Origin of the sequence: Streptomyces globisporus C-1027 (assembly GCF_000261345.2) — a bacterium.
GTDB lineage: Bacteria > Actinomycetota > Actinomycetes > Streptomycetales > Streptomycetaceae > Streptomyces > Streptomyces pakalii.
On the sequence record NZ_CP013738.1, the window covers coordinates 6,237,754 to 6,260,667 of the forward strand.

General features: G+C 71.9%; 20 protein-coding genes. 13 read left to right on the forward strand and 7 right to left on the reverse strand.

The features are described from left to right. Window positions 1–85 precede the first annotated feature (85 nt). From WQO_RS27530 to WQO_RS27560, 7 genes are all read left to right on the forward strand, one after another. A complete protein-coding gene (locus tag WQO_RS27530) occupies window positions 86–2,989 on the forward strand; it encodes a Na+/H+ antiporter subunit A (RefSeq protein ID WP_010059508.1) in 2,904 nt (967 codons plus the stop codon). Next, entirely contained in the window at window positions 2,986–3,606 is a 621-nt protein-coding gene (locus tag WQO_RS27535; protein WP_010059506.1) for a Na(+)/H(+) antiporter subunit C, read from the forward strand. The genes WQO_RS27530 and WQO_RS27535 overlap by 4 nt, the downstream gene beginning before the upstream one ends. Next, window positions 3,603–5,255 carry a Na+/H+ antiporter subunit D gene (locus tag WQO_RS27540; protein WP_010059504.1) on the forward strand — a complete coding sequence of 551 codons (1,653 nt, stop codon included), beginning with the start codon at window positions 3,603–3,605 and terminating at the stop codon, window positions 5,253–5,255. The genes WQO_RS27535 and WQO_RS27540 overlap by 4 nt, the downstream gene beginning before the upstream one ends. After that, window positions 5,252–5,878, forward strand: a complete 627-nt coding sequence (locus tag WQO_RS27545; protein WP_010059502.1) for a Na+/H+ antiporter subunit E — start codon at window positions 5,252–5,254, stop codon at window positions 5,876–5,878. Before WQO_RS27540 ends, WQO_RS27545 begins: the two co-directional genes overlap by 4 nt. Further along, complete coding sequence (locus tag WQO_RS27550) at window positions 5,875–6,273, forward strand: MrpF/PhaF family protein (RefSeq protein ID WP_079055602.1); 399 nt, start codon at window positions 5,875–5,877, stop codon at window positions 6,271–6,273. The genes WQO_RS27545 and WQO_RS27550 overlap by 4 nt, the downstream gene beginning before the upstream one ends. Next, entirely contained in the window at window positions 6,270–6,623 is a 354-nt protein-coding gene (mnhG, locus tag WQO_RS27555; protein ID WP_010059500.1) for a monovalent cation/H(+) antiporter subunit G, read from the forward strand. The genes WQO_RS27550 and mnhG overlap by 4 nt, the downstream gene beginning before the upstream one ends. A gap of 90 nt (window positions 6,624–6,713) precedes the next feature. After that, on the forward strand, window positions 6,714–7,451 hold the full coding sequence (locus tag WQO_RS27560) for a CDP-alcohol phosphatidyltransferase family protein (protein ID WP_010059499.1): 738 nt from the start codon (window positions 6,714–6,716) through the stop codon (window positions 7,449–7,451). Here the strand turns inward: WQO_RS27560 and WQO_RS27565 are convergent. Then, window positions 7,420–7,869: an FAD synthase family protein gene (locus WQO_RS27565; RefSeq protein ID WP_010059498.1), complete on the reverse strand. Its 450-nt coding sequence runs from the start codon at window positions 7,867–7,869 to the stop codon at window positions 7,420–7,422. The genes WQO_RS27560 and WQO_RS27565 overlap by 32 nt on opposite strands. A 151-nt stretch (window positions 7,870–8,020) precedes the next feature. Between WQO_RS27565 and WQO_RS27570 the strand changes: the two genes are divergently transcribed. Genes WQO_RS27570 through WQO_RS27580 form a run of 3 tightly spaced genes read left to right on the forward strand, consistent with a single transcriptional unit; the run spans window position 8,021 to window position 12,221 of the window. After that, window positions 8,021–9,283 carry a glycosyltransferase gene (locus WQO_RS27570; RefSeq protein ID WP_010059497.1) on the forward strand — a complete coding sequence of 421 codons (1,263 nt, stop codon included), beginning with the start codon at window positions 8,021–8,023 and terminating at the stop codon, window positions 9,281–9,283. Continuing rightward, window positions 9,280–10,971, forward strand: a complete 1,692-nt coding sequence (locus WQO_RS27575) for an LPS biosynthesis protein (RefSeq protein ID WP_029182188.1) — start codon at window positions 9,280–9,282, stop codon at window positions 10,969–10,971. The genes WQO_RS27570 and WQO_RS27575 overlap by 4 nt, the downstream gene beginning before the upstream one ends. Then, entirely contained in the window at window positions 10,968–12,221 is a 1,254-nt protein-coding gene (locus tag WQO_RS27580; protein ID WP_010059494.1) for an MATE family efflux transporter, read from the forward strand. Before WQO_RS27575 ends, WQO_RS27580 begins: the two co-directional genes overlap by 4 nt. Here WQO_RS27580 and WQO_RS27585 read toward each other — a convergent pair. Then, window positions 12,181–13,713 (reverse strand): hypothetical protein, encoded by a 1,533-nt coding sequence (locus WQO_RS27585; protein WP_029182187.1) that lies wholly within the window; start codon window positions 13,711–13,713, stop codon window positions 12,181–12,183. The genes WQO_RS27580 and WQO_RS27585 overlap by 41 nt on opposite strands. A gap of 108 nt (window positions 13,714–13,821) precedes the next feature. Between WQO_RS27585 and WQO_RS27590 the strand changes: the two genes are divergently transcribed. Further along, entirely contained in the window at window positions 13,822–14,985 is a 1,164-nt protein-coding gene (locus WQO_RS27590) for a glycosyltransferase (RefSeq protein WP_010059492.1), read from the forward strand. Between the two features lie 12 nt (window positions 14,986–14,997). Here WQO_RS27590 and WQO_RS27595 read toward each other — a convergent pair whose 3' ends face one another. From WQO_RS27595 to gmd, 4 genes are all read right to left on the reverse strand, one after another. After that, the gene (locus WQO_RS27595) at window positions 14,998–15,837 is read right to left on the reverse strand and encodes a glycosyltransferase family 2 protein (protein ID WP_010059491.1); all 840 of its coding nucleotides are present in this window, start codon (window positions 15,835–15,837) and stop codon (window positions 14,998–15,000) included. Beyond that, on the reverse strand, window positions 15,834–16,565 hold the full coding sequence (locus WQO_RS27600) for a hypothetical protein (RefSeq protein WP_010059490.1): 732 nt from the start codon (window positions 16,563–16,565) through the stop codon (window positions 15,834–15,836). The genes WQO_RS27595 and WQO_RS27600 overlap by 4 nt, the downstream gene beginning before the upstream one ends. Window positions 16,566–16,568: 3 nt before the next feature. Further along, the gene (locus WQO_RS27605) at window positions 16,569–18,827 is read right to left on the reverse strand and encodes a LamG domain-containing protein (RefSeq protein WP_050992292.1); all 2,259 of its coding nucleotides are present in this window, start codon (window positions 18,825–18,827) and stop codon (window positions 16,569–16,571) included. A gap of 428 nt (window positions 18,828–19,255) precedes the next feature. Next, entirely contained in the window at window positions 19,256–20,269 is a 1,014-nt protein-coding gene (gene gmd, locus WQO_RS27610) for a GDP-mannose 4,6-dehydratase (protein WP_010059488.1), read from the reverse strand. On the opposite strand from gmd, the gene WQO_RS36170 reads away from it, so the two are divergent. Then, window positions 20,250–20,387: a hypothetical protein gene (locus WQO_RS36170; RefSeq protein ID WP_158514073.1), complete on the forward strand. Its 138-nt coding sequence runs from the start codon at window positions 20,250–20,252 to the stop codon at window positions 20,385–20,387. The two genes, gmd and WQO_RS36170, sit on opposite strands and share 20 nt — an antisense overlap. Then, window positions 20,384–21,367: a GDP-L-fucose synthase family protein gene (locus WQO_RS27615; protein WP_010059486.1), complete on the forward strand. Its 984-nt coding sequence runs from the start codon at window positions 20,384–20,386 to the stop codon at window positions 21,365–21,367. Before WQO_RS36170 ends, WQO_RS27615 begins: the two co-directional genes overlap by 4 nt. Window positions 21,368–21,439: 72 nt before the next feature. Here WQO_RS27615 and WQO_RS27620 read toward each other — a convergent pair whose 3' ends face one another. Continuing rightward, window positions 21,440–22,846 (reverse strand): exopolysaccharide biosynthesis polyprenyl glycosylphosphotransferase, encoded by a 1,407-nt coding sequence (locus WQO_RS27620; RefSeq protein ID WP_058954124.1) that lies wholly within the window; start codon window positions 22,844–22,846, stop codon window positions 21,440–21,442. Window positions 22,847–22,914 lie beyond the last annotated feature (68 nt).

Consider the following 22,914-nt stretch of genomic DNA (forward strand, 5'->3'; position numbering starts at 1 on the left):
GGTCCGGGGAATCCAGCGGGGGCGTATATCTGTATTCGGTGCCCTTTACTCCGGTCTGTTCGCCGCCCGACCCGGACACCGCGCTGTGATCGGGCTCATCATCGGCCACTTCCTCCTGGCCGCCTTCGCGGGCCCCCTGATGCACCGGCTCGGTCGGCGCGCCTTCCTCGTGCTGGCGCTGCCCCCGGCGGCGGCCACCGTCTGGGCGTTCACCCAGTGGAGCACCGCCGCCGCCGGTGACGCGGTCACCTGGAGCTGGAAGTGGATTCCGGACTACGACGTCGGCCTCGATCTGCGGCTGGACGCACTCTCCGAGCTGATGGTCCTGATGGCCGCCGGGGTCGGTGCCCTCGTCCTCGTCTACTGCGCCTCGTACTTCAGGGACGACACCCCGCAACTGGCCCGGTTCGCCGGGAACCTCCTCGCCTTCGCGGGCGCGATGCTCGCCCTGGTGCTCGCCGACGACCTGATCACGCTCTACGTGTTCTGGGAGCTGACCACGGTCTTCTCCTTCCTGCTGATCGGGCACAGCAGCGAACACCGGCACAGCAGACGCTCCGCGCTCCAGGCGCTCACCGTCACCACGCTCGGCGGCCTCGCCATGCTGGTCGGCTTCCTGATCGTCGGTCATGCCGCGGGCACCTACCGCATCTCCGAGATCGTCGCCGACCCCCCGGAGACCGGCCTCGCCATCTCCGTCGCCCTGGTGCTGATCCTCGCGGGGGCGCTGTCGAAGTCTGCGATCTGGCCGTTCTCCATGTGGCTTCCGAACGCCATGGCCGCCCCAACCCCGGTCAGCGCCTATCTGCATGCCGCCGCGATGGTCAAGGCCGGGGTCTACCTGGTGGCCCGGCTCTCCCCTGCCTTCGCCGACGTCCCGGTGTGGAAACCGGTGGTCATCGTGCTCGGAGGCGCGACCATGCTGCTGGGCGGCTGGCGCGCCCTGCGCCTCAACGACCTGAAGCTGGTCCTCGCCTACGGGACCGTCAGCCAGCTCGGCTTCCTCACCTTGCTCGCCGGGACCGGCAACCGGGACGCAGCCCTGGCCGCCGTTGCGATGATCCTCGGCCACGCCCTGTTCAAGGCCCCGCTCTTCCTCGTCACCGGCATCGTCGACCACTCCACCGGTACCCGGGATCTGCGGAGACTCTCCGGTGTCGGCCGCTCCCTGCCGTACGTCGCGGGGGTCGCCGTCCTCGCCGCCGCCTCCATGGCAGCCCTGCCTCCGCTGCTCGGATTCGCCGCGAAGGAAGCGGCCTTCGAGGCGCTGCTGCACGGCTCGGCCGCCGACCGCTGGGCGCTCGCCGCCGTCGTCGCGGGCTCCGCCCTCACCACCGCTTACACCCTGCGGTTCGTCTGGGGGGCCTTCGCCCGCAAGCCCGGCGTCCCCGACACCCCCGTCCACCGGGTCGGCTGGGCCTTCCTGGCCCCGCCCGCCCTGCTCGCGGTGCTCGGCCTGGTGCTCGGCCCCGGCGTCGGCCTGACCGACCGGCTGTTCAGCGCCTACGCCGACAGCTATCCGGCTTCCTCCGACCCCTACCACCTCGCGCTCTGGCACGGCTTCGGCGTCGCCCTGCTGCTCTCCGCCATCGCCTGGATCGCGGGAGCGGCCCTCTTCCTCGCCCGGGACACCGTCGCCGGCGTGTCCCGACGCGTCGCCTGGCCCACCGCCGACAGCGTCTTCGGCCATCTGCTGCTCGGGCAGGAACGTCTCGCCCTCCAGGTCACCGGCTTCGTCCAGCGGGGCTCCCTCTCGGTCTACCTGGCGACGACGCTGCTCGTGATGGCCGGCGGCCAGCTCGCCGTGTTCGCCACCGACCAGCCCTGGCAGGGCGCTCCGGCCCCTCGGCTGTGGGACAACGCGCTCCAGGGCGGCATCGCCGTGCTCACCTGCGTCGCCGCCTTCCTCTGCCTGACCGTACGGCGCCGGATGAAGGCCGTGGTCCTCAGCGGGCTGATCGGCTACGGCACCGCGCTGCTCTTCGTCGTCCAGGGCGCACCGGACCTGGCACTCACCCAGTTCTGCGTCGAGACCGTCGCGATGATCGTCTTCGTCCTCGTGCTGCGCCGGATGCCCGTCCACTTCGAGGAGACCGTCTCACCCTGGCGGCGCGCGATCCGGATCCCGGTGGCGCTCGTCGCGGCCGGTACCGTCGGCGTCGCCGTCTGGGCGGCCGCCGCCGCGCGTACGGCCGAACCGGCGGGCGCGGCCATGGTCGAGGAGGTCCAGGAACACGGGTACAAGGACGTGGTCGCCACCATCCTCGTCGACCTGCGCGCCTGGGACACCCTCGGGGAATCCGCGGTGCTGGCCGCCGCGGCGATCGGGGTCACCAGCCTCATCTACCTGCACCGCCGCAGCGAGGGACCGATGACGGCGGACGAGCTGAAGGGCCGTACCGCCTGGTCCATCGCGGCCGAGCACACCGCACGGCTGCCGCAGGGCGACGAGGTGGCCCCGGAGCGCGACTGGCTCGCCGCCGGATCCACCCTCGCCCCCGAACACCGCTCGATCGTCTTCGAGGTGGTGGCGCGGCTGCTCTTCCACCCGATCCTGATCCTCTCGGTCTACCTGCTGTTCTGCGCCGAGAACATGCCCGGCGGCGGCTTCGTCGCCGGACTGGTCGCCGGGGTCGCCCTCATCACCCGCTATCTGGCGGGCGGTCGCTTCGAACTGGCCCAGGCCGCCCCCCTGCAACCGGGGCTCTTCACCGGACTCGGCCTCTTCATCTCGACCGGGGTGGGCCTCCTCGGCCTGATCGACGGAACCGTTCTGCACGCCTTCACCTACCACGGACATCTGCCGGTGTTCGGCGACTTCCACATGAGCACGCCGATCCTGTTCGACTTCGGGGTCTACCTGCTGGTGCTGGGCGTCGTCCTGGACATCGTCCGGGCCCTCGGAGCCAAGATCGACCGGCAGATCGAGCGGGCCGCCGGCGCGCTGAGCGCCACGGGCGGCCCCGAGGCGGAAGGGGACCCCCGATGACCGTCAGCGCCGCACTCCTCCTCACGGCCGTGGTCCTCTGCGCCGTGGGCGGCATTCTCATGCTGACCCGACCGTTGACACGGATCCTGCTCGGCGCCGTCATTCTGAGCAACGGGGTCAACCTGCTGATCCTCGCCTCGACCGGTACCGCAGGTGCCGCGCCCCTTCTCTACGGGGTCGATCTGCGCCGGGTCACCGACCCGCTGCCCCAGGCGATCGCTCTGACCGCGATCGTGATCACCCTCGGCACCACCGCCTTCCTGCTCGCCATGGCCTATCGCAGTCACCAGATCACCGGCACCGACGAGGTGCACGACGACCTGGAGGACCGGCGCATCGTGCTACGGGCCGAAGTGCTCTCCGAACGCGCCCAGCTGCGGGAGGAGTTCCGCTCCGGATCCGAGCCGACGGCGGACGAGCGCGAACGCTACCGCGAGGAGCGCCGCCGGCTCCGCGACCGGCTCCGCGCCGACCGGGCCCGCCAGGCCCGGGGCCGCGACGCCTCCGGCGACCTCTGGAACGACATCATCGGCGCCGACCCCGAGGACTACGCACGCGACGGCGACGCCAAGGCCGACGACCGCTACCCCCGAGACGAACGAGGAGCCGCCGGATGAACGCGCTCGTCCCGCTGCCGGTGCTCCTGCCGCTGTGCGCCACCGGACTCAGCCTCACCTTCGGCACCCGGCTGCAGCGCTTCCAGCGCTTCATCAGCGTCGCCGTGCTCACCGCGGTCCTGGGGCTCTCGGTCACCCTGATGATCGCCGCCGACCGGCAGGGCCCGCTCTCCGTCCACCTCGGCGACTTCGCGCCTCCGCTCGGCATCACCCTGGTCGCCGACCGGCTCTCCGGACTGATGCTGACCGTCTCCTCGGCCGTCACGCTCTGCGTACTGGTCTACTCCCTCGGCCAGGGCATGACCGACCGGGACAAGGAGACCCCGCTGGCGGTCTTCCACCCGGCCTACCTGATCCTCGTGGCCGGGGTCTCCTGCACCTTCCTCGCCGGCGACCTGGTCAACCTCTTCGTCAGCTTCGAGATCATGCTGGTGGCCAGCTTCGTGCTGCTCACCCTCGGCGGCACAGGCCCCCGGATGCGCGCCGGATCGACCTACGTGATCATCTCGTTGTTCTCGTCGATGGTCTTCCTCATCGCCATCGCGATGACCTACGCGGCCCTGGGCACCGTGAACCTCGCGCAGCTCGCCGAACGGCTGCCCGACCTCTCGCTCGGCGTGCAGACCCTGATCCAGGCGATGCTGCTCACGGTCTTCGCGATCAAAGCCGCCGTCTTCCCGCTGGCCGCATGGCTGCCCGACTCCTACCCGACGGCGCCCGCACCGGTGACCGCCGTCTTCGCGGGGCTGCTGACCAAGGTGGGCGTCTACTGCATGATGCGGACCGAGACCCTGCTCTTCCCGGGCAACCGGATCGGCGACCTCCTGATGGCCGTGGCGCTGGCCTCCATGGTGATCGGCATCCTCGGCGCGGTCGCCCAGACCGACCTGAAGCGGCTGCTCTCCTTCACCCTGATCAGCCACATCGGCTTCATGATCTTCGGTATCGGCCTCGCCACCCGGGAGGCGTACGGCGGTGCCATCGTCTACGTCGTCCACCACATCACCGTCCAGACCACCCTGTTCCTGGTGGCGGGACTCATCGAACGCCGGGGCGGCACCACGGAGCTGACCCGGCTCGGCGGACTGGCCAAGGCCGCACCGATACTGGCCCTCCTCTTCTTCGTCCCCGCCATGAACCTGGCGGGCATCCCCCCGCTCTCCGGCTTCATCGGAAAGCTGGGTCTGATGCGGGCGGGCGTCGCCGACGGCAGCGCCTGGGCCTGGATCCTGGTCGCGGGCTCGGTCGTCACCAGCCTCTTGACGCTGTACGTCACCGCCAAGGTGTGGAACCTTGCCTTCTGGCGGGCGGCGCCGCCCGGACAGGCCGAGTCGGGCACGATCCTGGAGTCCGGGGACGACAGCGACGACGACACCGACGAGGGTCCCGACGGCGTTCCGGGCACCGGTGACGAGGGCATCGCGGTGCTCGACCGTCCGTCCGAGGGCGCGGCCACCGCCACGCTTCGGGCGCGAGCGGTCACCACGACCAACCGCCTGCCCCGGCCCATGATGGCAGCCACCGCGGCGACCGTCGCGCTGGCCCTGTCCTTCACGGTGTTCGCCGGACCGCTCACCGCCTTCACCGACCGCTCGGCCGTGGAACTGCTGGAGCGGACGCCCTACATCGAGGAGGTGCTGGGCCGGTGAGCCGTTTCCTGCGGTTCTCGTTCCGCGACACCGACCTGCCGCCGCTGAGCTGCCGGGTCGGCCGTCGCGGACGCGTGCTGGACCTGCCGCTGATCGCCTGGCTCACGCTCATCTGGGTGCTGCTCTGGTCCACGTTCAATCTGGCCAACATCATCACGGGCGTGATCGTCGCGGCCGCCGTCTGTCTGGCCTTCCCGCTGCCCCCGGTCGACCTCGGCCTCCGGCTCCATCCCTGGGGCATCCTCCGACTGGCCGGGTATCTGCTCTACGACATGTACACCTCGGGCGTGAAGGTCACCCGGCAGATCTTCGCCGGGGTGCCGCACCGGGCCGCCGTCATCGGCGTACCGCTGCGCTGCCGCAGTGACCTGATGCTGGCCGCCGTCGCCGTCGCCGTCTCGAATGTCCCGGGCGGTTCCGTCATCGAGATGCGCCGAGCCACCGCGACCGTCTTCCTGCACGTCCTGGACGCCGACCGGCCCGAGGAACTGGAAGCGGCCCGGCGCCAGGTCTGGCGGCTGGAGGAACTGACCGTACGGGCCTTCGGAACCGCCGACGAGATCGCCCGGGTCGCCGAACCGCCCCCACCACCGCAGCTCGCCGCCGGAAGGCCCGCACCATGAGCGTCTTCGAACAGATCGACCGCGTCCTGCTGACCGCCGCCATCGTCCTGGTTCTGGCAGCCGGGCTCCTGCTGATGGTCCGGATCTGGCGCGGGCCCTCCATGCTCGACCGGGCGATCTCGCTGGACGTCATCGCGGCGCTGATCATCGCCGGGCTGGGCGCCAAGTCCGCCGTGGCGCTGGACTCGTTCTACTTTCCGATCATGCTGGTGCTGGCCTTCCTGGGGTTCACCGGCTCGGTGGGCATCGCCCGCTTCATCGCTGTGCGCGACCGGCCCCAGGCCGTGACGGCGACCGCCCCGTCTCCCGGGGCGGCTCCCGGGACCGGCAGCCGCCCAGGGGCCGACACCGGTTCCGACGCCGGCTCCGGAGCGACCAAGGAGGACCCCAAGTGAACGTCTGGCTCCAGCTCCTCGACACGGCGGGCGCCCTTCTCGTCCTGGTCGGCGCCGCGATCTCGCTGCTCGGGGTGATCGGCATGCTGCGGCTGCCCGACGTCCTCTCCCGCAGCCACGCCGCCACCAAGCCGCAGACCCTCGGCCTGATCCTGGTGCTGGCCGGGGTCGCGCTGCGGCTGCGCAGCGGCATGGACCTCGCCACCCTCGGCCTCATCGCCTTCTTCCAGATGCTCACCGGGCCGGTCGCCTCGCACCTGGTGGCCCGCTCCGCCTACCGCACCGGCCAGGTCGACCACGGCGAGCTGCTCTTCGACGAGCTCGACGAGCAGCTCACCGACAGGAAGTAAGCGCGTACTCCCACCCCGTCGCGGCCAAACACCCCCAGGCCCCGGAACCGCGTGCCATGATGCGGGCACTGCCGGACGCTGGGGGGCGTAGTGGGAAGCACGGGCACCGTGCTGCGCGAATTGCGCGGCGCACAGAAGAGCGCCAAGGGCGTCTCGCTCTACTCGCGGTACGTGAACCGGCCCGCCGGCCGCGTGCTCGCGGCCGGGGCCTACCGGGCGGGTCTGACGCCCAATCAAGTCACGTTGATCAGCGCGCTGTTCACCTGCGGCGCGGTGGCGTCGGTCGCGCTCGTCGAGCCGTCCTGGACGCTCGCCGTCCTGGTCTACGCGGCCCTCGCGGTCGGCTTCGCCTTCGACTCCGCCGACGGGCAGCTCGCCCGGCTCACCGGCCGGGGCGGGCCCGACGGGGAGTGGCTGGACCATGTCGTGGACTGCGGGAAGCTGCTGCTCGTCCACACCGCGGTCCTGATCTCCTTCTACCGCTTCGGTGAACTGCCCTCGGAAGCATGGCTGTTGCTGCCGCTCGGCTTTCAGCTGGCCGCCGTGGTCACCTTCTGTGCGGGGCTCCTGCGCGAACACCTCGGCAAGGCGGCGGCGAGTGCCCGGGGCCCGTCCTGGGCGGCGCCCCCGGCGGCGCCCGTCTCCCGGGTACGGGCCGTGGCCCTGCTGCCCGCCGACTACGGGGTGTTCTGCCTGGTGTTCCTGCTGCTCGGCGCACCCGGGGCCTTCCGCGCCGGGTACGCCGTGCTCGCGCTCGTGCACACGCTGTTCCTGGCGGCCTTCCTCGCCAAGTGGTTCAGGGAGCTGAAAGCGCTCCGGGCCGGCTGACGAGGACGTCCAGCGCTCGCCGCAACTGGGTGCTGGACGTATGCACGGTGTACGGGAAGTAGACGACCTCCACGCCCACTTCGGCGAAGTCGCGCTCCAGCTTCATCCCCTTCTCCGTGCCCCGCCAGTCGTCGCCCTTGAAGATCACGTCGAACCGGACCTGCTGCCAGGTCTCGACCTTGTCCGGCACGGTCTCCACGAACGCGGCGTCCACGAAGCGCACGCTGCGGACGATCTCCAGTCGTTCGCGGAGCGGGATCATCGGCGTATGGCCCTTGGCGAGCGCGGCCATCTCGTCCGACACGACCCCCGCGACCAGGTAGTCGCACTGACTGCGGGCATGACGCAGGATGTTGAGGTGCCCGACGTGGAACAGGTCGTACACCCCGGGTGCGTAACCCACCCTGTGCTGCACCATCCGTATCTCTCCCCCCACGGTGAACGTGATCCGGTGATGTTCCAACGACCTTACTGTGAAGAACACTTGTGCAAGCCGTGAACGGATAAGCTCGACGGGGGCTGTTCCTCGCCGGGAACAGCGGCTGTCGTGGGGGGAAGGCGATCGTCCGATGTCCGATGCTGCAAGGCCGGGTCCGATCCGGGGCCGCCGACTTCTGCTGGTCTCGACCAACTACGCGCCGGAGCTGACCGGCATAGGCCCGTACGCCACCCAACTCGCCGAGCACTGGGCCGCGTCCGGCGCCCGCGTCCGGGCGCTCACCGGCATGCCGCACTACCCCTCCTGGCGGCTGGAGGAGGGCTATCGGGGCGTGTGGCGGACGGTGGAGATACGTGGCGGCGTCGGCGTGCACCGCCGCCGCCACTACGTGCCACCCCGTCAGACTGCCCTGAAACGCGCCGCTTTCGAGGCCAGCATCCTCGCCACGGGACTGATCGCCCCGCCGCCCGGCCGCCCCGACATCGTGATCTCCCAGATGCCCAGCCTCGCCGGCGGGGTCATCGGAGCCCGCCTCGCCCGGCACCACCGCGTGCCCTACCTCCCTGTCGTCCAGGACCTGATGGGCGCCGCCGCCGCGCAGAGCGGCATCCGGGGCGGGGGGCGGGCCGCAGCCGTCGCCGCGGCCGCCGAGCGGTACGCACTGCGCGGGGCCGCCCTCGTCGGCGTCATCCACGAGAGCTTCGTCCCCGGCGTCCGGGCCCTCGGTGTCGACCCCGGCCGCATCCGCCTCGTCCCCAACTGGACCCATGTGCAGGGCCCCACCGCCGACCGGGCCGCGACCCGGGCCCGGCTCGGCTGGCCCGACGGCGTCCCGGTGATCCTGCACTCCGGCAACATGGGCCTCAAGCAGGGCCTGGAGGTCCTGGTGGAGGCCGCCCGCCTCGCCCCCGGCGTCCGCGTCGTCCTGATGGGCGACGGCAACCAGCGCGACGCCCTGCGCGCCCGCGCCGAGGGGCTCGCCAACGTGGAGTTCCTGGAGCCCGCGGGGGCCGAGGAGTTCACCGACGTGCTGGCCGCCGCCGACGTCCTCGCGGTCACCCAGCGCGCCTCGGTCCTCGACATGAGCGTCCCCTCCAAGCTCACCTCCTACTTCACCTCCGGCCGCCCCGTGGTCGCCTCCGTCGCCGACGAGGGCGGCACCGCCGACGAGGTCCGCCGCTCCGGCGCCGGAGTCCTCGTCGCCCCCGAGGACCCGGCCGCCCTGCTGGAAGCCGTACAGAAGCTCGCCGCCGACCCGGCCGCCGCCGACGCCCTCGGGGCCGAGGGGCCGCGGTACGTCGCACGCCATCTGAGCCGGGAGGCGGGACTCGCCCGCTTCGACGACCTGCTCGCCGAGGTCCTGCGGGACGGACAGGACAGTGGCCGCCGATGACATCTGTGAACCGGGTCCCGGACGACCACGACGAGCCGGCGCTCCTGCGCGACCAGTTCCGCCAACTCCTGCGCTACCGAGCCCTGCTGGCCGTCGGCGTGGTCGTCGGACTGCTCGGCGGCGGCTATCTCGCCCTCGGCGGCGAGAAGACGTACACCGCCACCGGTGAGGTCCAGGTCCGGTCCGCCATCTCCGACCCCTTCGCCGCCGGAGCCACCGCCGACAAGGGCATCAACATCGGCTCCGAACGCCAGACCGCCGTCAGCGACACCGTCGGCACCCTGGCCGCCGGCACCCTCCTCAAGGCGGGCGACGACGTCACCGCCCGCAAACTGCTCGCCGGACTCCAGGTCACCAACCCGCCCAACACCCTCACCCTCCGCTTCTCCTACACCGGCGCCACCCCCGAACAGTCCCGCGCCCGCGCCGAAGCCCTCGCAGGCGCCTATCTCGCCCACCGCAAGGCGCGCACCGAGGAGAGCATCGAGAACATGGCGGGCGGCTACCGCGCCCAGCTGAAGCCGCTGGAGGAGAAGCGCGACCAGTTGGAGGAACAGGCCGGCGTCGGAGCGGCCGACGACGTCACCAGCGCCCGCGCCAACATCATCGTCTCCATCTCCGAGCTGAGCCGGAAGATCTCCGAGCTGAAGGCCCTGGACACCACCCCCGGCTACCTCAACAAGAAGCCGGTCGCCCCGACCTCGCCCACCGGCGCGGGCCTGCCCCTGCTCCTCGGCCTCGGCGGCGTCGTCGGCCTGGCGCTCGGGCTGCTGCTGTCCTGGGTGCGGCTCGTCTTCGACCCCGCCGTACGCTCCGACCGCGAGCTGGTCCGCTCGCTCGGCGCCCCCCTGCTGGGCACGCTGCCCCGGGAGCGCGCCGCCGGGGCAGGGATGCTCGCCATCGGCCGCGGCGGCTCCCGGCTCGCCGAGGAGTACCGCGCGGTCGCCTTCCGGCTCGCCTACGACCCGTCGTTCGCCGAGAGCCGCCGCCTGCTCGTCACCGCCCCGCGCGGGGACAACGCGGCAGCCGCCGCCGCTGCCGCCAACCTCGCCGCCGCCTTCGCCGAGATGGGCCGGGACGTCCTGCTCGTCGAGGCCGACCTGCGCACCCCGACCCTCGCCCGGGAGCTGGGCTCCGCCGCCCACGAGACGCGTTCGCCGCGCTGGGCCGCCGAGGAGGGCGACGGCAGCTGGCCCACCGGCACCCGCTCGGGCGTCGACGTCCCCGGCTCCGGGGCCTTCACCCTGATCCCCGGCGCCACCGTCGACAACGTCCCGCGCGCCCTCACCTCCCCGCCCGTCGGCCGGATCGTCGGCGAGGCCGACAGCCCGGGCACCGTCGTCATCGTGCTCGCCCCGCCCGTTCTCGCCTACGCGGACGCGGTCGCCCTCGTCGACCGGGTCACCGGGGTCATGATCGTGTGCGACCCGCGCGAGGTGCACCGCAGCGACCTGGAGCGCATCCGCGAGATCATCAGCGCCTCCGGCGGCTCCGTCCTCGGCGCCCTGCTCCACCCGTCCCGGGGCCGGCTGCGCCGCGCCGAGCGCCGCCCGAAGTCCGCCCGTCGCCGCTCCGGAGGCGGCGGACCCACCGCCCCCACGGCGGAGCCGGACAGGCCCGAGACCACCGGAGACCCCACCGAGACCCTCGGCCTGCGCTCCCTGACCCTTCCGGCATCCCGCCGGTGAGAGCCCGCACCGCCGTCCTCTGCTCGGTCGCGGACCAGGGCGTGGCGGCGCTCACCAACATCCTGGTGCTGGTGGCCGCCGCCCGGCTCTCCACCCTCGCCGACTTCGCCCGCTTCTCCGCGGTCTACCTGGTCTTCACGGTGCTGCTCGGCGTCTCGGGGGCATACACCGGACAGCCGCTGGTCCTCAAGCGCGGCGCGGGGGAGGAGACCCGGGGCGCCTGCCGGTCCGCCGCGGTCTTCACGGTGCTCGCCGCCGCCGTGTTCGGCGCGCTGCTCGCGGCCGTCTGCGCCCTCGTCCCCGGCGACACCGCCCGCGCCCTGCTGATGCTCGGCCTCGTCCTGCCCGTGGTGCTGGGACAGGACGCCGTACGGTACGCCTTCTCCACCCTCCAGCAGCCCCATCTCGCCCTGGCCTCGGACCTGTTGCGGCTGGGCTGTGTGCTCGGGGCCCTCTCCGTACAGGACTACGGGGCGTCCCCGGCCCGGCTGATCGCCGTCTGGGGCTTGTCCGCCCTCCCCGCGCTGCTCCTCTCCGCCACCCTCCTGCACCGCGCCACCGCCGGATCCCCGCTGCGGCTGCGCCCGATGCTGCGGCGCGGCCACCTCGGGCAGCGCTTCACCGTCGAGTTCGGCGTCGGCAACGCGACCGGCCAGTTGTCCGTCCTCGGCCTCGGTGCGGTCGGCAATCCTCTCCTGGTCGGGGCGCTGCGCGGGGCGACCACCTTGTTCGGCCCGCTCAACGTGCTGTTCACCTCGGCCACCTCCTTCGGCCCGCCGATCCTCGGCCGCATCGGCGACGAGCGCCGCCGGATCCGGGCCACCGCCGCTCTCGCCGCCGCCCTCGCGGGGACCGCCGTGCTCTGGGCCACGGTGCTCGCCCTGCTGCCCGACACCGCCGGACGCCAACTCCTGGGCGACACCTGGCCGGTGGCCGCCGACCTGCTCCCGGCAACAGGCAGCCAGTACGCGGCGATGGCCGTCGGCACCTGCGGGCTGCTCGCCCTGCGCATGCTCGACCCGCGCACCACGCTCGCCATCCAGGTCGTCTTCTCGCTCACCGCCGTGGCGTTCCTCGCGGGCGGTTACGTCGTCGGGGGCGTCCCGGGCGCCGCCTGGGGGCTGTTCCTGGGCTCGCTCTGCAAAGCCACCGCGACCTGGATCAGGGTGGCCCGGCTGCGTCGGCGTACGGTGGCGGGCGACGAGGGCGTCACCGCCGACGCCCTGCCCGCCGCTCCCGGTACGTACTGATCGCGACCAGGCACAGCGCGGCGATGGCCAGCTTCCCCGCCGCCTGGAGGAGCGGGCCGCGCAGCAGGATGAAGGTGTACCCGGCGATCAGCGGCGCGGCGATGGCCAGCACACTCCCCGGGCCGGGCCCCGCCCGAGTGACGGCCAGGGCGTAGCGGCGGTCGGTGCGGGCCGACGCGTAGCCGATCAGTGCCATCCCGCCGATCATGCCGGCCGCACCGACATCGACCCAGAACTCGGTCCACAGCGGCGCCGACAGGTTGGTCATCCGCAGCCCCATCCACTGCCCGACCCGGACCCCGGTGTCCTCCGGCTTCCCGCTCCACACCGCGCGCGGCACGAAGAACAGCCCGGAGCCCGCCAGTTGGCGGCCGTAGGTATGGCCCCGGGTGTCGACCCAGGAGATGGTGTTGGCGAACATCACCATCTGGTCGTAGTCCTTGGTCACCAGCGGATCGAAGACCGAGGCCGACTGCACGGACCGCTGGCTCCCCTCCTCGTACCGGAACCTGTCCGCGTACGGGAACAGCACCAGCGCCCCCACCACGCCCGCCGTGAGGACCGTCCGGTAGACCGCCGCACTGCTCGGGAACGCGGCGAACACGAACGCCACCACCACCGTCAGGAACCAGTAACGGGCGTTGGAGACCGGGTTGTTCACCAGCAGGTTCAGTGCCGCCAGTGCCACCCACACCAGCACCGTCGACGGTCTGCGCCGGGCCCGGTAGGAGGTCGCCAGACGGCGGGTGTAGAAGAGCAGCGCCAGCAGAGCCGGGACCTGCCCGAAGCCCTTGAGGAACGCCGAGCCCACATTGGACCCCTCCGCGACCACCCCGCTCGCGGCGACGGTCTCGTTGATCTCCTGCCGGCTGGCGAAGAAGACCGAGGGACCGCCCAGCTTCAGCACGTAGAAGGCGCTCGCCGTGAACGCCAGCAGCACCAGCAGGCGGAGCCGCAGCGGATGGGCGACCGCCGGCCCGCTGACCGCCCCCCGCGCGGAGGGCGTCCGGCGGCGCAGCGGCCGCCGGGAGGCCAGCAGTGCCCCCAGGTCGTAGGCGGCACACCCCACCAGAACCATCGCGATGGCCGTGACCAGGTCCTGGCGCGGCCCCACCATCGGTGTCGGCGTCTGCCCGATCACCACCTGGGCGAACGGCGCCACGCCCATCGCGATGTACACGAACATCCAGAAGACGCCCTGGAGCAGCCGCCGCCGGGTCGAGAGGATCATCGTCGCCAGACGGGCGCCCGCGTAGCAGGTCAGCACCAGCTGGAGCCAGTACGCCGTGTCCCGGACCCCGCTGCCGGGCTGGGCGGCGATCACCGCGGGCAGGAAGCAGACCAGGCCCAGGACGAGCGGCACGGACAGCGCCCGCGACAGCATCGACCAGGCGATCGGCCGCTCCGGAGGGCCACCGGGCCCCCCGGACCCCCGTGGGCCCGTGACGGTGGGAGCGGCCTGCTCCCGCGCCGACGTGTGCACCGACGTCATGCGCCCCCCCGGGATCAGTGAACCGCTGAACACTCTAACGAATCAGCCCACTTGAGGGGGGCCGATGACTACGCTGTGAATACTTGGCCATAGTCGAGGGGAACTCTGGTGAAAATCCTGCACGTTGTCACGCTCCACACCCCGGACCACGCCTTCGGCGGTCCGACGCGAGTGGCGTTCAACCTCTCCAAGGTGCAGCGCGCGCACGGCGACGACGCGCGCGTCATGGCCCTCGGCGACGGCTTCCCCGATGGCGAACTGCCTCGTGAAGTGGAAGGAGTTCCGGTCCATCTCTTCCAGGCCCGGCACATCCTCCCCATGTTCGAGGTCAGTGGCATCACCTCCGCCGGACTGCTGAACACCGCCCGCCGCATGATGCGCGGCGCCGACCTCGTCCACGTGCATCTGATGCGGGACCTGGTGACCCTCCCCGCGGCGCTCCTCGCACTCGCGACCCGTACGCCCCTGGTCGTCCAGACCCACGGCATGATCGACCCCACCGAGAAGAAGGTCGCCCAGCTCACCGACCTCCTCGGGGTCCGCAAGGTGCTGCGCGAGGCGGACGCCGTGCTGCACCTCACCGAGATGGAGCGCGTCGACGTGAACGCCGTCGCCGCGCCCGTCCCGCTCACCCGCACCGTCCGGCTGGTCAACGGCGTGCGCCCGCAGGAGCGCAAGCCCGCCCGCGAGCCCGGCCGCCCGCCCACCGTGCTGTATCTGGCCCGGATCCAGGAGCGCAAGCGGCCCGAGGACTTCGTCGCCGCGATGCCGCACGTCCTCACCCGCCACCCGGACGCCCGCTTCGTGCTGGCCGGTCCCGACACGGGAGCGCTCGCCGGCACCCTCGGGCTCGCCCGGCAGCTCGGGGTGGCCGAATCCCTGCACCATGTAGGCCCGTTGGAGCACGACGAGGTGCTGGCCGCCGATCGCGAGGCCGATGTGTATGTGCTGCCCGCGATCGAGGAGCCGTTCCCGGTCTCGGTGCTGGAGGCGATGTCGGTCGGCACCCCGGTCGTCATCACCCGCACCTGCGGACAGGCGCCCGATGTGGCCGGGGCCGGCTCGGGTCGGGTCATCGACAGCCGGGTCGGCGAGGACGCGGCCAACGCCCGCAAGGTCGCCGACGCGATCCTGGAGCTGCTGGAGCCCGAGGCCGCCGAGCAGGCGGGCAAGGCCGCCTGGGAGCTGGTGAACGAGCAGTTCACCATCGAGGCCGTCACCGCCACCCTCCGGCAGACCTACGAGGACGTGGTCCGCCGGAGGCGAGGATGAGCGGCATACTTGTCAACGTACGGGCTTCTCGCGGGATTTGAGCGCGATCTGCCAGCGGTAGAAGCTCATCGCCAGCGCGAAGTCGAAGCCCGCCCGGCCGTCCAGAAATCCCCGCTTGTAGAGATACATGTAGGCGAAGGACACCACCGGCTTGAACGGCGCCTTGTGGAACAACTGCCCCTGGCGCGACTTGACCTGGCGCACCTGCTCCTTGACCCGGGGGTGGTGCTCCAGCCAGGCCTCCCAGTCCGAGTAGCGGTTGTGCCGCTCGAACCAGGCGGTCACCGGGTCGAGGTCCTGGTGCTCGATGGGGTGGGTGAGGGTGCCCGCGCTCGCCGCGACCGGCTGGTAGTGGCCCTCCACCTCCCCGATCCCCGGCGCGTCCAGGTCCCCGACCTCCGGGTAGTGGCAGCGGGTCCGGTCGGTCAACGACCGCTTGCGGATGGTGTATCCGTGCCGCAGCCGCTTCCCGGAGAACCAGTAGCCGAGCGGTATGTCGTACGCCGCCGGCTTCGGCGCGTCCGGGTTCCGGAAGGTCTCCCGCAGCTCGGCCAGCAGCCCGGGGCTGAGCCGCTCGTCGCCGTCGAGGAGCAGGATCCAGTCCAGGTCGGTGCGGACGTTCTCCAGGCACCACTGCTTCTTCCGGGGGTGCCCGCCGTCCCAGGTGTACGTGACCACCTCGGCCCCGCACTCCTCGGCGATCTTCACGGTGTCGTCGGTGCTGTGGGAGTCCACCACGACGACCGCCTCGAAGTGGCCGAGCACCGACCTCACCGCCTCCGCGATGTTCAGTCCCTCGTTCTTCGTGGGGATCGCCACGGCTATCGGGAGTTTCGGCGTACCTGCGGTCATCCCGCGGCTCCTTCGGGCAGCCAGGCGTAGCAGCCTGTGGACGTGAACGTGACGGCGGAATCGGGGATGGTGATCTTCCGGGACTTCCCGGTGCCGGAGGTGCCGGAGGCCAGCTCCTTGCCGCCCGCCCCCTCGATCTGCCAGGAGCAGTCCGTGGTGGGGGAGGCCGAGCGGTACACGCCCGGCCGGAGCTTCTTCCCGGAGTGCTTGCCGTCCGGGTAGCCGTACGCCGCCTCGTCGACCAGGGCCTGGTGCTGGGTGCACAGCCCGGCGACCGCGTCCTTCGCGTCGGGGATCTCGCCCGTCACGATCGCGCCGACCGCCGTGTCCCGGTCGGCCTTGACGAGATAGCGCAGCTTGTCGCAGGTCTCCTGGCCGGTCTGGAGCACGGCCGCCGGGTCCATGCCCTTCGGCACCCGGTCCTTCAGATACTCCTTCTGTTTCTTCGTGAACGTCCCCGTGGCCGGGGTGATCTCGTCGACGGGCGTCTTCGGGCCCTCGGCCGTGGCGGCCGGAGCGGACGCCCCCGGGGCCGACGGCTCCTCGGTGGGCGGCGTGGCGGGCTCGGTGGCCGGGGTGGCGGAGGGGCCGGGGACGGCGGGCCCGGAGGCCGCGGGGCGCTGGGCGGCCGCGGCCTCCGGGTCGTTCCCGTCCGCGGACGAGCCGCAGGCGGCCAGCGCCGCCGCCGTCAGGACGACGGCGGCGCAGGCCAGGAACGGGTTTCTCATTGCTCAGCCGTTCCTCAGGGCGTAGTGCGCGCTGATGGTGGACCCGCTCAGCGCGGTCGGGTAGATGGCGGTCTCGTCGATCTGCCCCTCGAAGAAGTTGCTGGTGGGGCGGTTCGGCCAGCCGGACAGGTTGTCCCCGCCGACCCGCCAGTAGCCCGGCTGGCTCTCGTTGCCGGAGACCAGGATGTTCGACGCGCGCAGCTGCCCGTCGACGTACAGCGACATGCCCTGACCCAGCGGGCCCTGGGTGGCGACGACGTGGTGCCACTGGCCGTCGTTGTACGCCCCCGAGGTGGCGACGGTGCGGGCCCCGCCGCTCTGGACGCCGAACACGAGGCGCCCGTCGTTGCGCATGTAGATGTGCTTGTCGTGACGGGTGCTGTTCTGCTGGGTCATGTTGCCGAAGCCGACGATCTTCCCGCCCCGGGTCGTGGTCGTCTTGATCCACGTCTCGATGGTGAAGCGGGCCGGCTGGGTGTGCAGCCGGTTGCTGTACGCGTACTCGTCGGTGCCGTTGAACCCGATCGCCGTCGAGGGCCCGGCGACCGCCGCCGGGGTCTGCCGGTAGGCGGGGCCGTTGCGCAGGAAGCCGTTGTTCAGATTGCCGCTGCTGTCGTGCGCGAACGTGGAGGTGCCCTCGTCCCAGCGCCAGTAGAGGCTCGCCCCGTCGGACCTGACCCGCGCCGGGTACGCCTCCGTCGCGCTCGCCACGGTGGCGGACTGGGCCGGGGACTTGACGCTGGTGTTGGTGCCGTCGCTCGCGGTGATCCGGTACGAGTGGGTCTCGCCCGCCGCGACGTCGGTGTCCGTCCAGGTCAGCTGCGGACGGTCCCAGAAGACCGAGTAGCCGGTCGTCGTGTGGATCGGGGTGTTGGAGCCGTCCTTGTAGATCCGGTAGGTCAGCTCCCCGTCGTCGGTGTCGAAGCTGGTCTGCCAGTTCACGTCGATCTGCCCGGGGGTGAGCGTGGAGAGGCTGACGTTGGGCACCCAGGGCGCACCCGTGTCCGGGCCGTCCGCGAACCGGGTCAGACCCTGCTGCGGCTTGGTGTTGACGGTGGTGAACTCGCCGCCCACCCACAGGTAGTGGCGCCCGCCGCTGCTCGTCTGGGCCATCACACGCGGCCCGACCGGCTCCCCGATCCCGTCGTTGGTGTCCGGGAACCAGGGCAGCAGCTTCGGGTCGTCGACCGACTGGGCCAGCAGGTGCTTGCGCGGCTGGTCCGGGAACGCGCCCATGCTGGCGCAGTCGTGGGCGTGGCTGCCGCTGTACAGCACCCCGGAGTACACCAGCACGGACTGGGTCGCGCCCAGGCAGGTGTCCCGCCAGCGCTGCTCGAAGTTGTTCAGGTTCAGCGCGATGCGTCCGTCGAACACGCCACCGCCGGTGCCCTCGTTGCCCGTGTAGAAGCCGCCCGCGTCCGTGGTGATGTCCTGGACCGTGGAGTTGTTGTGGATGAACCCCGGGTAGGACTTGGTGAGCTGGCCCGTCGTCGCGTTGACGACGGCCAGGGCGTGGGTGTTCGTGCCGTTGATCCGGAAGAAGTCCCCGCCGAGCAGCACGTTCTGCCCGTCCGGAGTCACCTCGACGGCCCGTGCGACCTCGTCGGCGTTGGCCGTGAAGGGCAGCAGTGAGGCTCCGGTCGTGACGGCGGCGAAGTGGCTCCTGGTCTGGCCTCCGACCGTGGTGAAGTCGCCCGCCAGATAGACCGTGTCGTCGGTGACGGCGAGACCCCGCACGGTCGCCGACACCCCGATCTTGAAGGTGTTGCTGACCGTGCAGGTCTCGGTGTCGATCGCCGCGATGTTACTCACGCCGACACCGTTCACCGCGCCGAACTGGCCGCCCGCGTAGAGGGTTTCGCCGTCGGGGGAGAGGGCGAGAGCCCGGACGGTCGCGGTCCCCGAGGAGATGGTGAAGGACAGCGAGCAGTCGGTGGGCGCCCCGGTCGCCGCGTCGAACGCGGCGAAGTTCACCGCGGGCTGCTCGTTCGTACCGGGGGCCGCGGTGGGGGGCCGCAGGGTGGAGAAGGTGCCGCCCGCGTAGACGACGCCGTCGCCGGCGGCCATCGACCAGACGATCCCGTTGGTCTGCCAGGTGGTGAGGTCGTCCGCGGTGAGGGCGACCGGCGGTGTCAGCGCCGCGGCCGGAGAGGCCCCGACCGTGGTCGCGGTCAGGACTCCGGCCAGCAGGCCGAGAGCGGCGGAGGCGGCCCGCACACGGCCGCGCCCCCCGCTTCTGCGCCCCGTACTTCCGTTCATCATTCAGCTCCGAAGGTGAGATTCGCGCTGCGGCCCGAAAGCCGCGGATGCTGCCTCGCCCGAACGGCCGGGGGGACGGTGCGTCCCCCCGGGGGCCGGGGCGAGTGGGGAGGCGGGGCCGGGGCCCCGCCCGTGGCCGGCGCGTCGATCTCCACCGAGCGGTCGATGGAGATCGGGGGAGGCGCCGGTGATCTTCCCGGGCACGGGCGCGCTGAGCGCCGGCCGGGAGTCATGGGTGGCCGCCGGCCCGGTGGGGGCGTCGGCGGTCACACGGTCCTGTCGGTCCGGTAACGGGATGGCGGGCCGGCGGCGGAGCAGGCCGGCCCGGCCGCCGGGGGAGCGGCGCCCGTCACGGCGACGCCGGTCCGCCGGCCCACCCGGACAGCCGGCGGGGCCGTTCACCGGCCCGCGCGCACGGCGGCCGTGCCCTGTCACCGGTCCACCCGGACGGCGGCCCCGGACAACTGGTCGGCCAGCTTGCGGATATCGGCGTCGACCATGATCCGGGCCAGCTCCCGGGACTTCACCTCGGGCTTCCACCCCAGCAGCTCCTCGGCCTTCGAGGCGTCGCCGATCAACGCGTCGACCTCGCTGGGGCGTTCGTATTTCGGGTCATAGCGCACGTGCTCGCGCCAGTCGAGGCCCGCGTGCTCGAAGGCGTACTCCAGGAAGTCCCGGACGCTGACGCCCTCGCCGGTGGCGATCACGAAGTCGTCGGGGGTGTCGCACTGGAGCATCCGCCACATGGCGTCCACGTACTCCGGCGCGTACCCCCAGTCCCGGACCGCGTCCAGGTTGCCCAGGTGCAGCCGGTCCTGGAGCCCCGCCTTGATCCGGGCGACGCCGCGAGTGATCTTCCGGGTCACGAAGGTCTCGCCCCGGCGCGGCGACTCATGGTTGAAGAGGATCCCGTTCACCGCGAACATGTCGTACGCCTCGCGGTAGTTGACCGTGGCCCAGTAGGAGTAGACCTTCGCCACGCTGTACGGGCTGCGCGGGTGGAACGGGGTCTTCTCGTTCTGCGGGGGCGGGCTGGCCCCGAACATCTCGGAGGACGACGCCTGGTAGATCCTGGTCTGGATACCGCTGGCCCGGACCGCCTCCAGGAGCCGGATGGTGCCGAGCCCGGTGACGTCACCGGTGTACAGCGGGGCGTCGAAGGACACCCGCACATGCGACTGCGCGCCCAGGTTGTAGACCTCGTCGGGCTGGATGTCGCGCAGCAGGTTCACCAGCGCCACACCGTCGGACAGGTCCGCGTGATGCAGGACGAAGGAGCGCTCCGGCTCCTCGGGACCCTGGTAGATGTGGTCTATCCGCTCGGTGTTGAAGCTTGAGGAACGGCGTATGAGCCCGTGCACCGTGTATCCCTTGTCGAGCAACAACTCGGCCAGATACGAACCGTCCTGGCCTGTCACTCCGGTGATGAGCGCGGTCTTCGCCACGATTCCCCCTTCTCTGCTGATCGCCTCGGTGGCGATGTTCACCGATATTCCGGAATTGGAGCGTTCTGCGGCAAAGCGTCACCGCAGTCCTTTTCTGCTGGCACAATCCGAGCCATGACGACCGAACTCCCCGTCCCGTCCCAGGAATCCGCCCGTTCCCTACTGCGGCCCGGCTCCCGCATATTCGTCGCGGGACACCGCGGCCTGGTCGGCTCGGCGGTGGCCCGCCGCCTCGCCGACGACGGCCACGAGGTGCTCACCCGCGGCCGCGACCTCCTCGACCTGCGCGACGCCGCGCGGACCGAGACGTATCTGAAGGAGGTCCGCCCGGACGCCGTGGTGCTGGCCGCCGCCAAGGTGGGCGGGATCATGGCCAACAGCACGTACCCGGTGCAGTTCCTGGAGGACAACCTGCGCATCCAGCTCAGCGTGATCGCGGGCGCGCACGCGGCCGGGACACAGCGGCTGCTCTTCCTCGGCTCGTCGTGCATCTACCCCCGGCTCGCACCCCAGCCGATCCGGGAGGAGTCGCTGCTCACCGGGGAGCTGGAGCCCACCAACGAGGCGTACGCCCTCGCCAAGATCGCCGGAATCGTCCAGACCCAGTCCTACCGGCGGCAGTACGGCGCCTCCTACATCAGCGCCATGCCCACCAATCTCTACGGGCCCGGCGACAACTTCGACCTGGAGACCTCGCACGTCCTGCCCGCGCTGATCCGCCGCTTCCACGAAGCGCGCAGGGACGGGGCCCCCGAGGTGACCCTGTGGGGCTCCGGCTCGCCGCGCCGGGAGTTCCTCCACGTCGACGACCTCGCCGCTGCCTGCGTGACCCTGCTGGAGGCCTACGACGGTGACGAACCCGTCAACATCGGCTGCGGCGAGGACCTCACCATCCGTGAACTGGCGGAAACCGTGCAGGATGTGACGGGCTACGAGGGGCGCATCGCCTGGGACACCTCGAAGCCGGACGGGACCCCCCGCAAGCTGCTCGACGTCACCCGGCTGAACGCCCTCGGCTTCACGCCGAAGATCCCGCTGCGCGACGGTGTCGCCCGCACCTACGCCTGGTGGCTCGGACAGCTCCCGCCCGGACAGTGACCGCCCGCCGCCGGGAGAGCTCTCCCGGCGGCGCACCGGTGGTGCTCCTCGCATCCGTCCGCCCGCCGCCATTCAGTACGCCCCGCGGCCGTCGGTGACGGCGCGCACGGTGCGGGCGAGAAGTCCCATGTCGGCGGCGACCGACCAGTTGTCCACGTACCAGAGGTCGAGCGAGACGGTCTCCTGCCACGTCAGGTCGGAGCGCCCGCTCACCTGCCACAGGCCCGTGAGTCCCGGCTTCACGGTGAGCCGTCGGTGCTCCCGCTCGTCGTAGCGGGACGCCTCCTCCGGCAGCGGCGGTCTCGGCCCCACCAAGGACATGTGGCCCAGCAACACATTGACCAACTGCGGGAGTTCGTCGATCGACGTACGCCGCAGCATCCGGCCGACCGGAGTCACCCGGGGGTCGCTGCGCATCTTGAACAGCGGCCCGTCGACCTCGTTGACCACGGCGAGCTGTGCCTTGAGCTGCTCGGCGTCCGCCACCATCGTGCGGAACTTCCACATGGTGAACGGCCGGTTGTGCTGCCCCTGCCGGACCTGCCGGTGGAAGACCGGCCCCCGGGAGGACAGCCGGACGCTCAACGCGACCGCCAGCAACAGCGGTGCCAGTGCCAGCAGTCCGAACAGGGCGCCCGTACGGTCCAGCACGTTCTTGACCATCGCCTGCGGCCCTCCGCGCAGCGGCGGCGCGATGTGCAGCAGGGTGAGCCCGGCCGCGGTGACGGGACGCACCCGCTCGGCCGCCACCCCCGACACCTCGGAGAGCACGGACAGGGCGACGCCCCGGTCGTGCAGCCCCCAGCCGAGATGTCGCAGCCGGTCACCGGTCAACTGGGGCCCGGGAGCCACCAGCACCAGGTCCGCTTCATGGGCGTAGACCCCGCCGAGCACCGTCGACACGTCGTCGTCGGCCGGGCAGGAGGCGAGGTGCCCCGCCACCTGTACGCCCTCCAGCTCCAGCCGTGCGGCGCCCACGGGAACGGCGGCGACCAGCATGTAGTCGTGATCGGTACGGGAGTTGAGCAGCCCGGCCGCCCGGCCCACCCCCGGCGCCTCGCCGACCAGCAGCACCCTGCGGACCCGGCCGGCCCGCCGGGCGGAGCGCGGCCACCGCCGCAGCCCCGCCACAGCGGCGGCGATCAGCAGCCCCGGCGCGACGGCCACGACGGCCGTGGCCGGGTCCACCGGACTCCCCGCCGCCGTGTGCAGCACGGCCAGCAGGCCGATGAGCACGAGCCAGTCGCCGACCGCCCCGACCGCGCAGGCCGCGCCGCCGGGAGCGGTCCGCAGCCGGTCGGTGTACCGCCCCCGCGTGCCGCGCAGTCCGGCCCACAGCAGCCCCGCGACCGCGGCGGCCGCCAACGGGCGGGGCTGGTCCCCCGCGCGCAGCAGCAGCCAGGCGGGACCGGCCAGACCCAGCAGGTCGGTCAGTGCGGCGAGGACCGGGCCGCCCGCGGGCAGCCGCCGGGCCGGCACCGGGCCGACCGGGTCGCGCTGAGCCGTCGGGGCCCTCCAGGGCTGCTCCAGGGCTGCTCCAGGGCCGC

Coding starts and splice junctions, on each gene's coding strand:
- WQO_RS27565 (WP_010059498.1), bottom strand. CDS start 7,869: ATGGTGCAGCACAGGGTGGGTTACGCACCCGGGGTGTACGACCTGTTC.
- WQO_RS27535 (WP_010059506.1), top strand. CDS start 2,986: ATGACCGTCAGCGCCGCACTCCTCCTCACGGCCGTGGTCCTCTGCGCC.
- WQO_RS27600 (WP_010059490.1), bottom strand. CDS start 16,565: ATGAGAAACCCGTTCCTGGCCTGCGCCGCCGTCGTCCTGACGGCGGCG.
- WQO_RS27550 (WP_079055602.1), top strand. CDS start 5,875: ATGAGCGTCTTCGAACAGATCGACCGCGTCCTGCTGACCGCCGCCATC.
- WQO_RS27585 (WP_029182187.1), bottom strand. CDS start 13,713: ATGACGTCGGTGCACACGTCGGCGCGGGAGCAGGCCGCTCCCACCGTC.
- WQO_RS27540 (WP_010059504.1), top strand. CDS start 3,603: ATGAACGCGCTCGTCCCGCTGCCGGTGCTCCTGCCGCTGTGCGCCACC.
- WQO_RS27570 (WP_010059497.1), top strand. CDS start 8,021: ATGTCCGATGCTGCAAGGCCGGGTCCGATCCGGGGCCGCCGACTTCTG.
- WQO_RS27605 (WP_050992292.1), bottom strand. CDS start 18,827: ATGATGAACGGAAGTACGGGGCGCAGAAGCGGGGGGCGCGGCCGTGTG.
- WQO_RS27615 (WP_010059486.1), top strand. CDS start 20,384: ATGACGACCGAACTCCCCGTCCCGTCCCAGGAATCCGCCCGTTCCCTA.
- WQO_RS27575 (WP_029182188.1), top strand. CDS start 9,280: ATGACATCTGTGAACCGGGTCCCGGACGACCACGACGAGCCGGCGCTC.
- WQO_RS27595 (WP_010059491.1), bottom strand. CDS start 15,837: ATGACCGCAGGTACGCCGAAACTCCCGATAGCCGTGGCGATCCCCACG.
- WQO_RS36170 (WP_158514073.1), top strand. CDS start 20,250: ATGAGCGCGGTCTTCGCCACGATTCCCCCTTCTCTGCTGATCGCCTCG.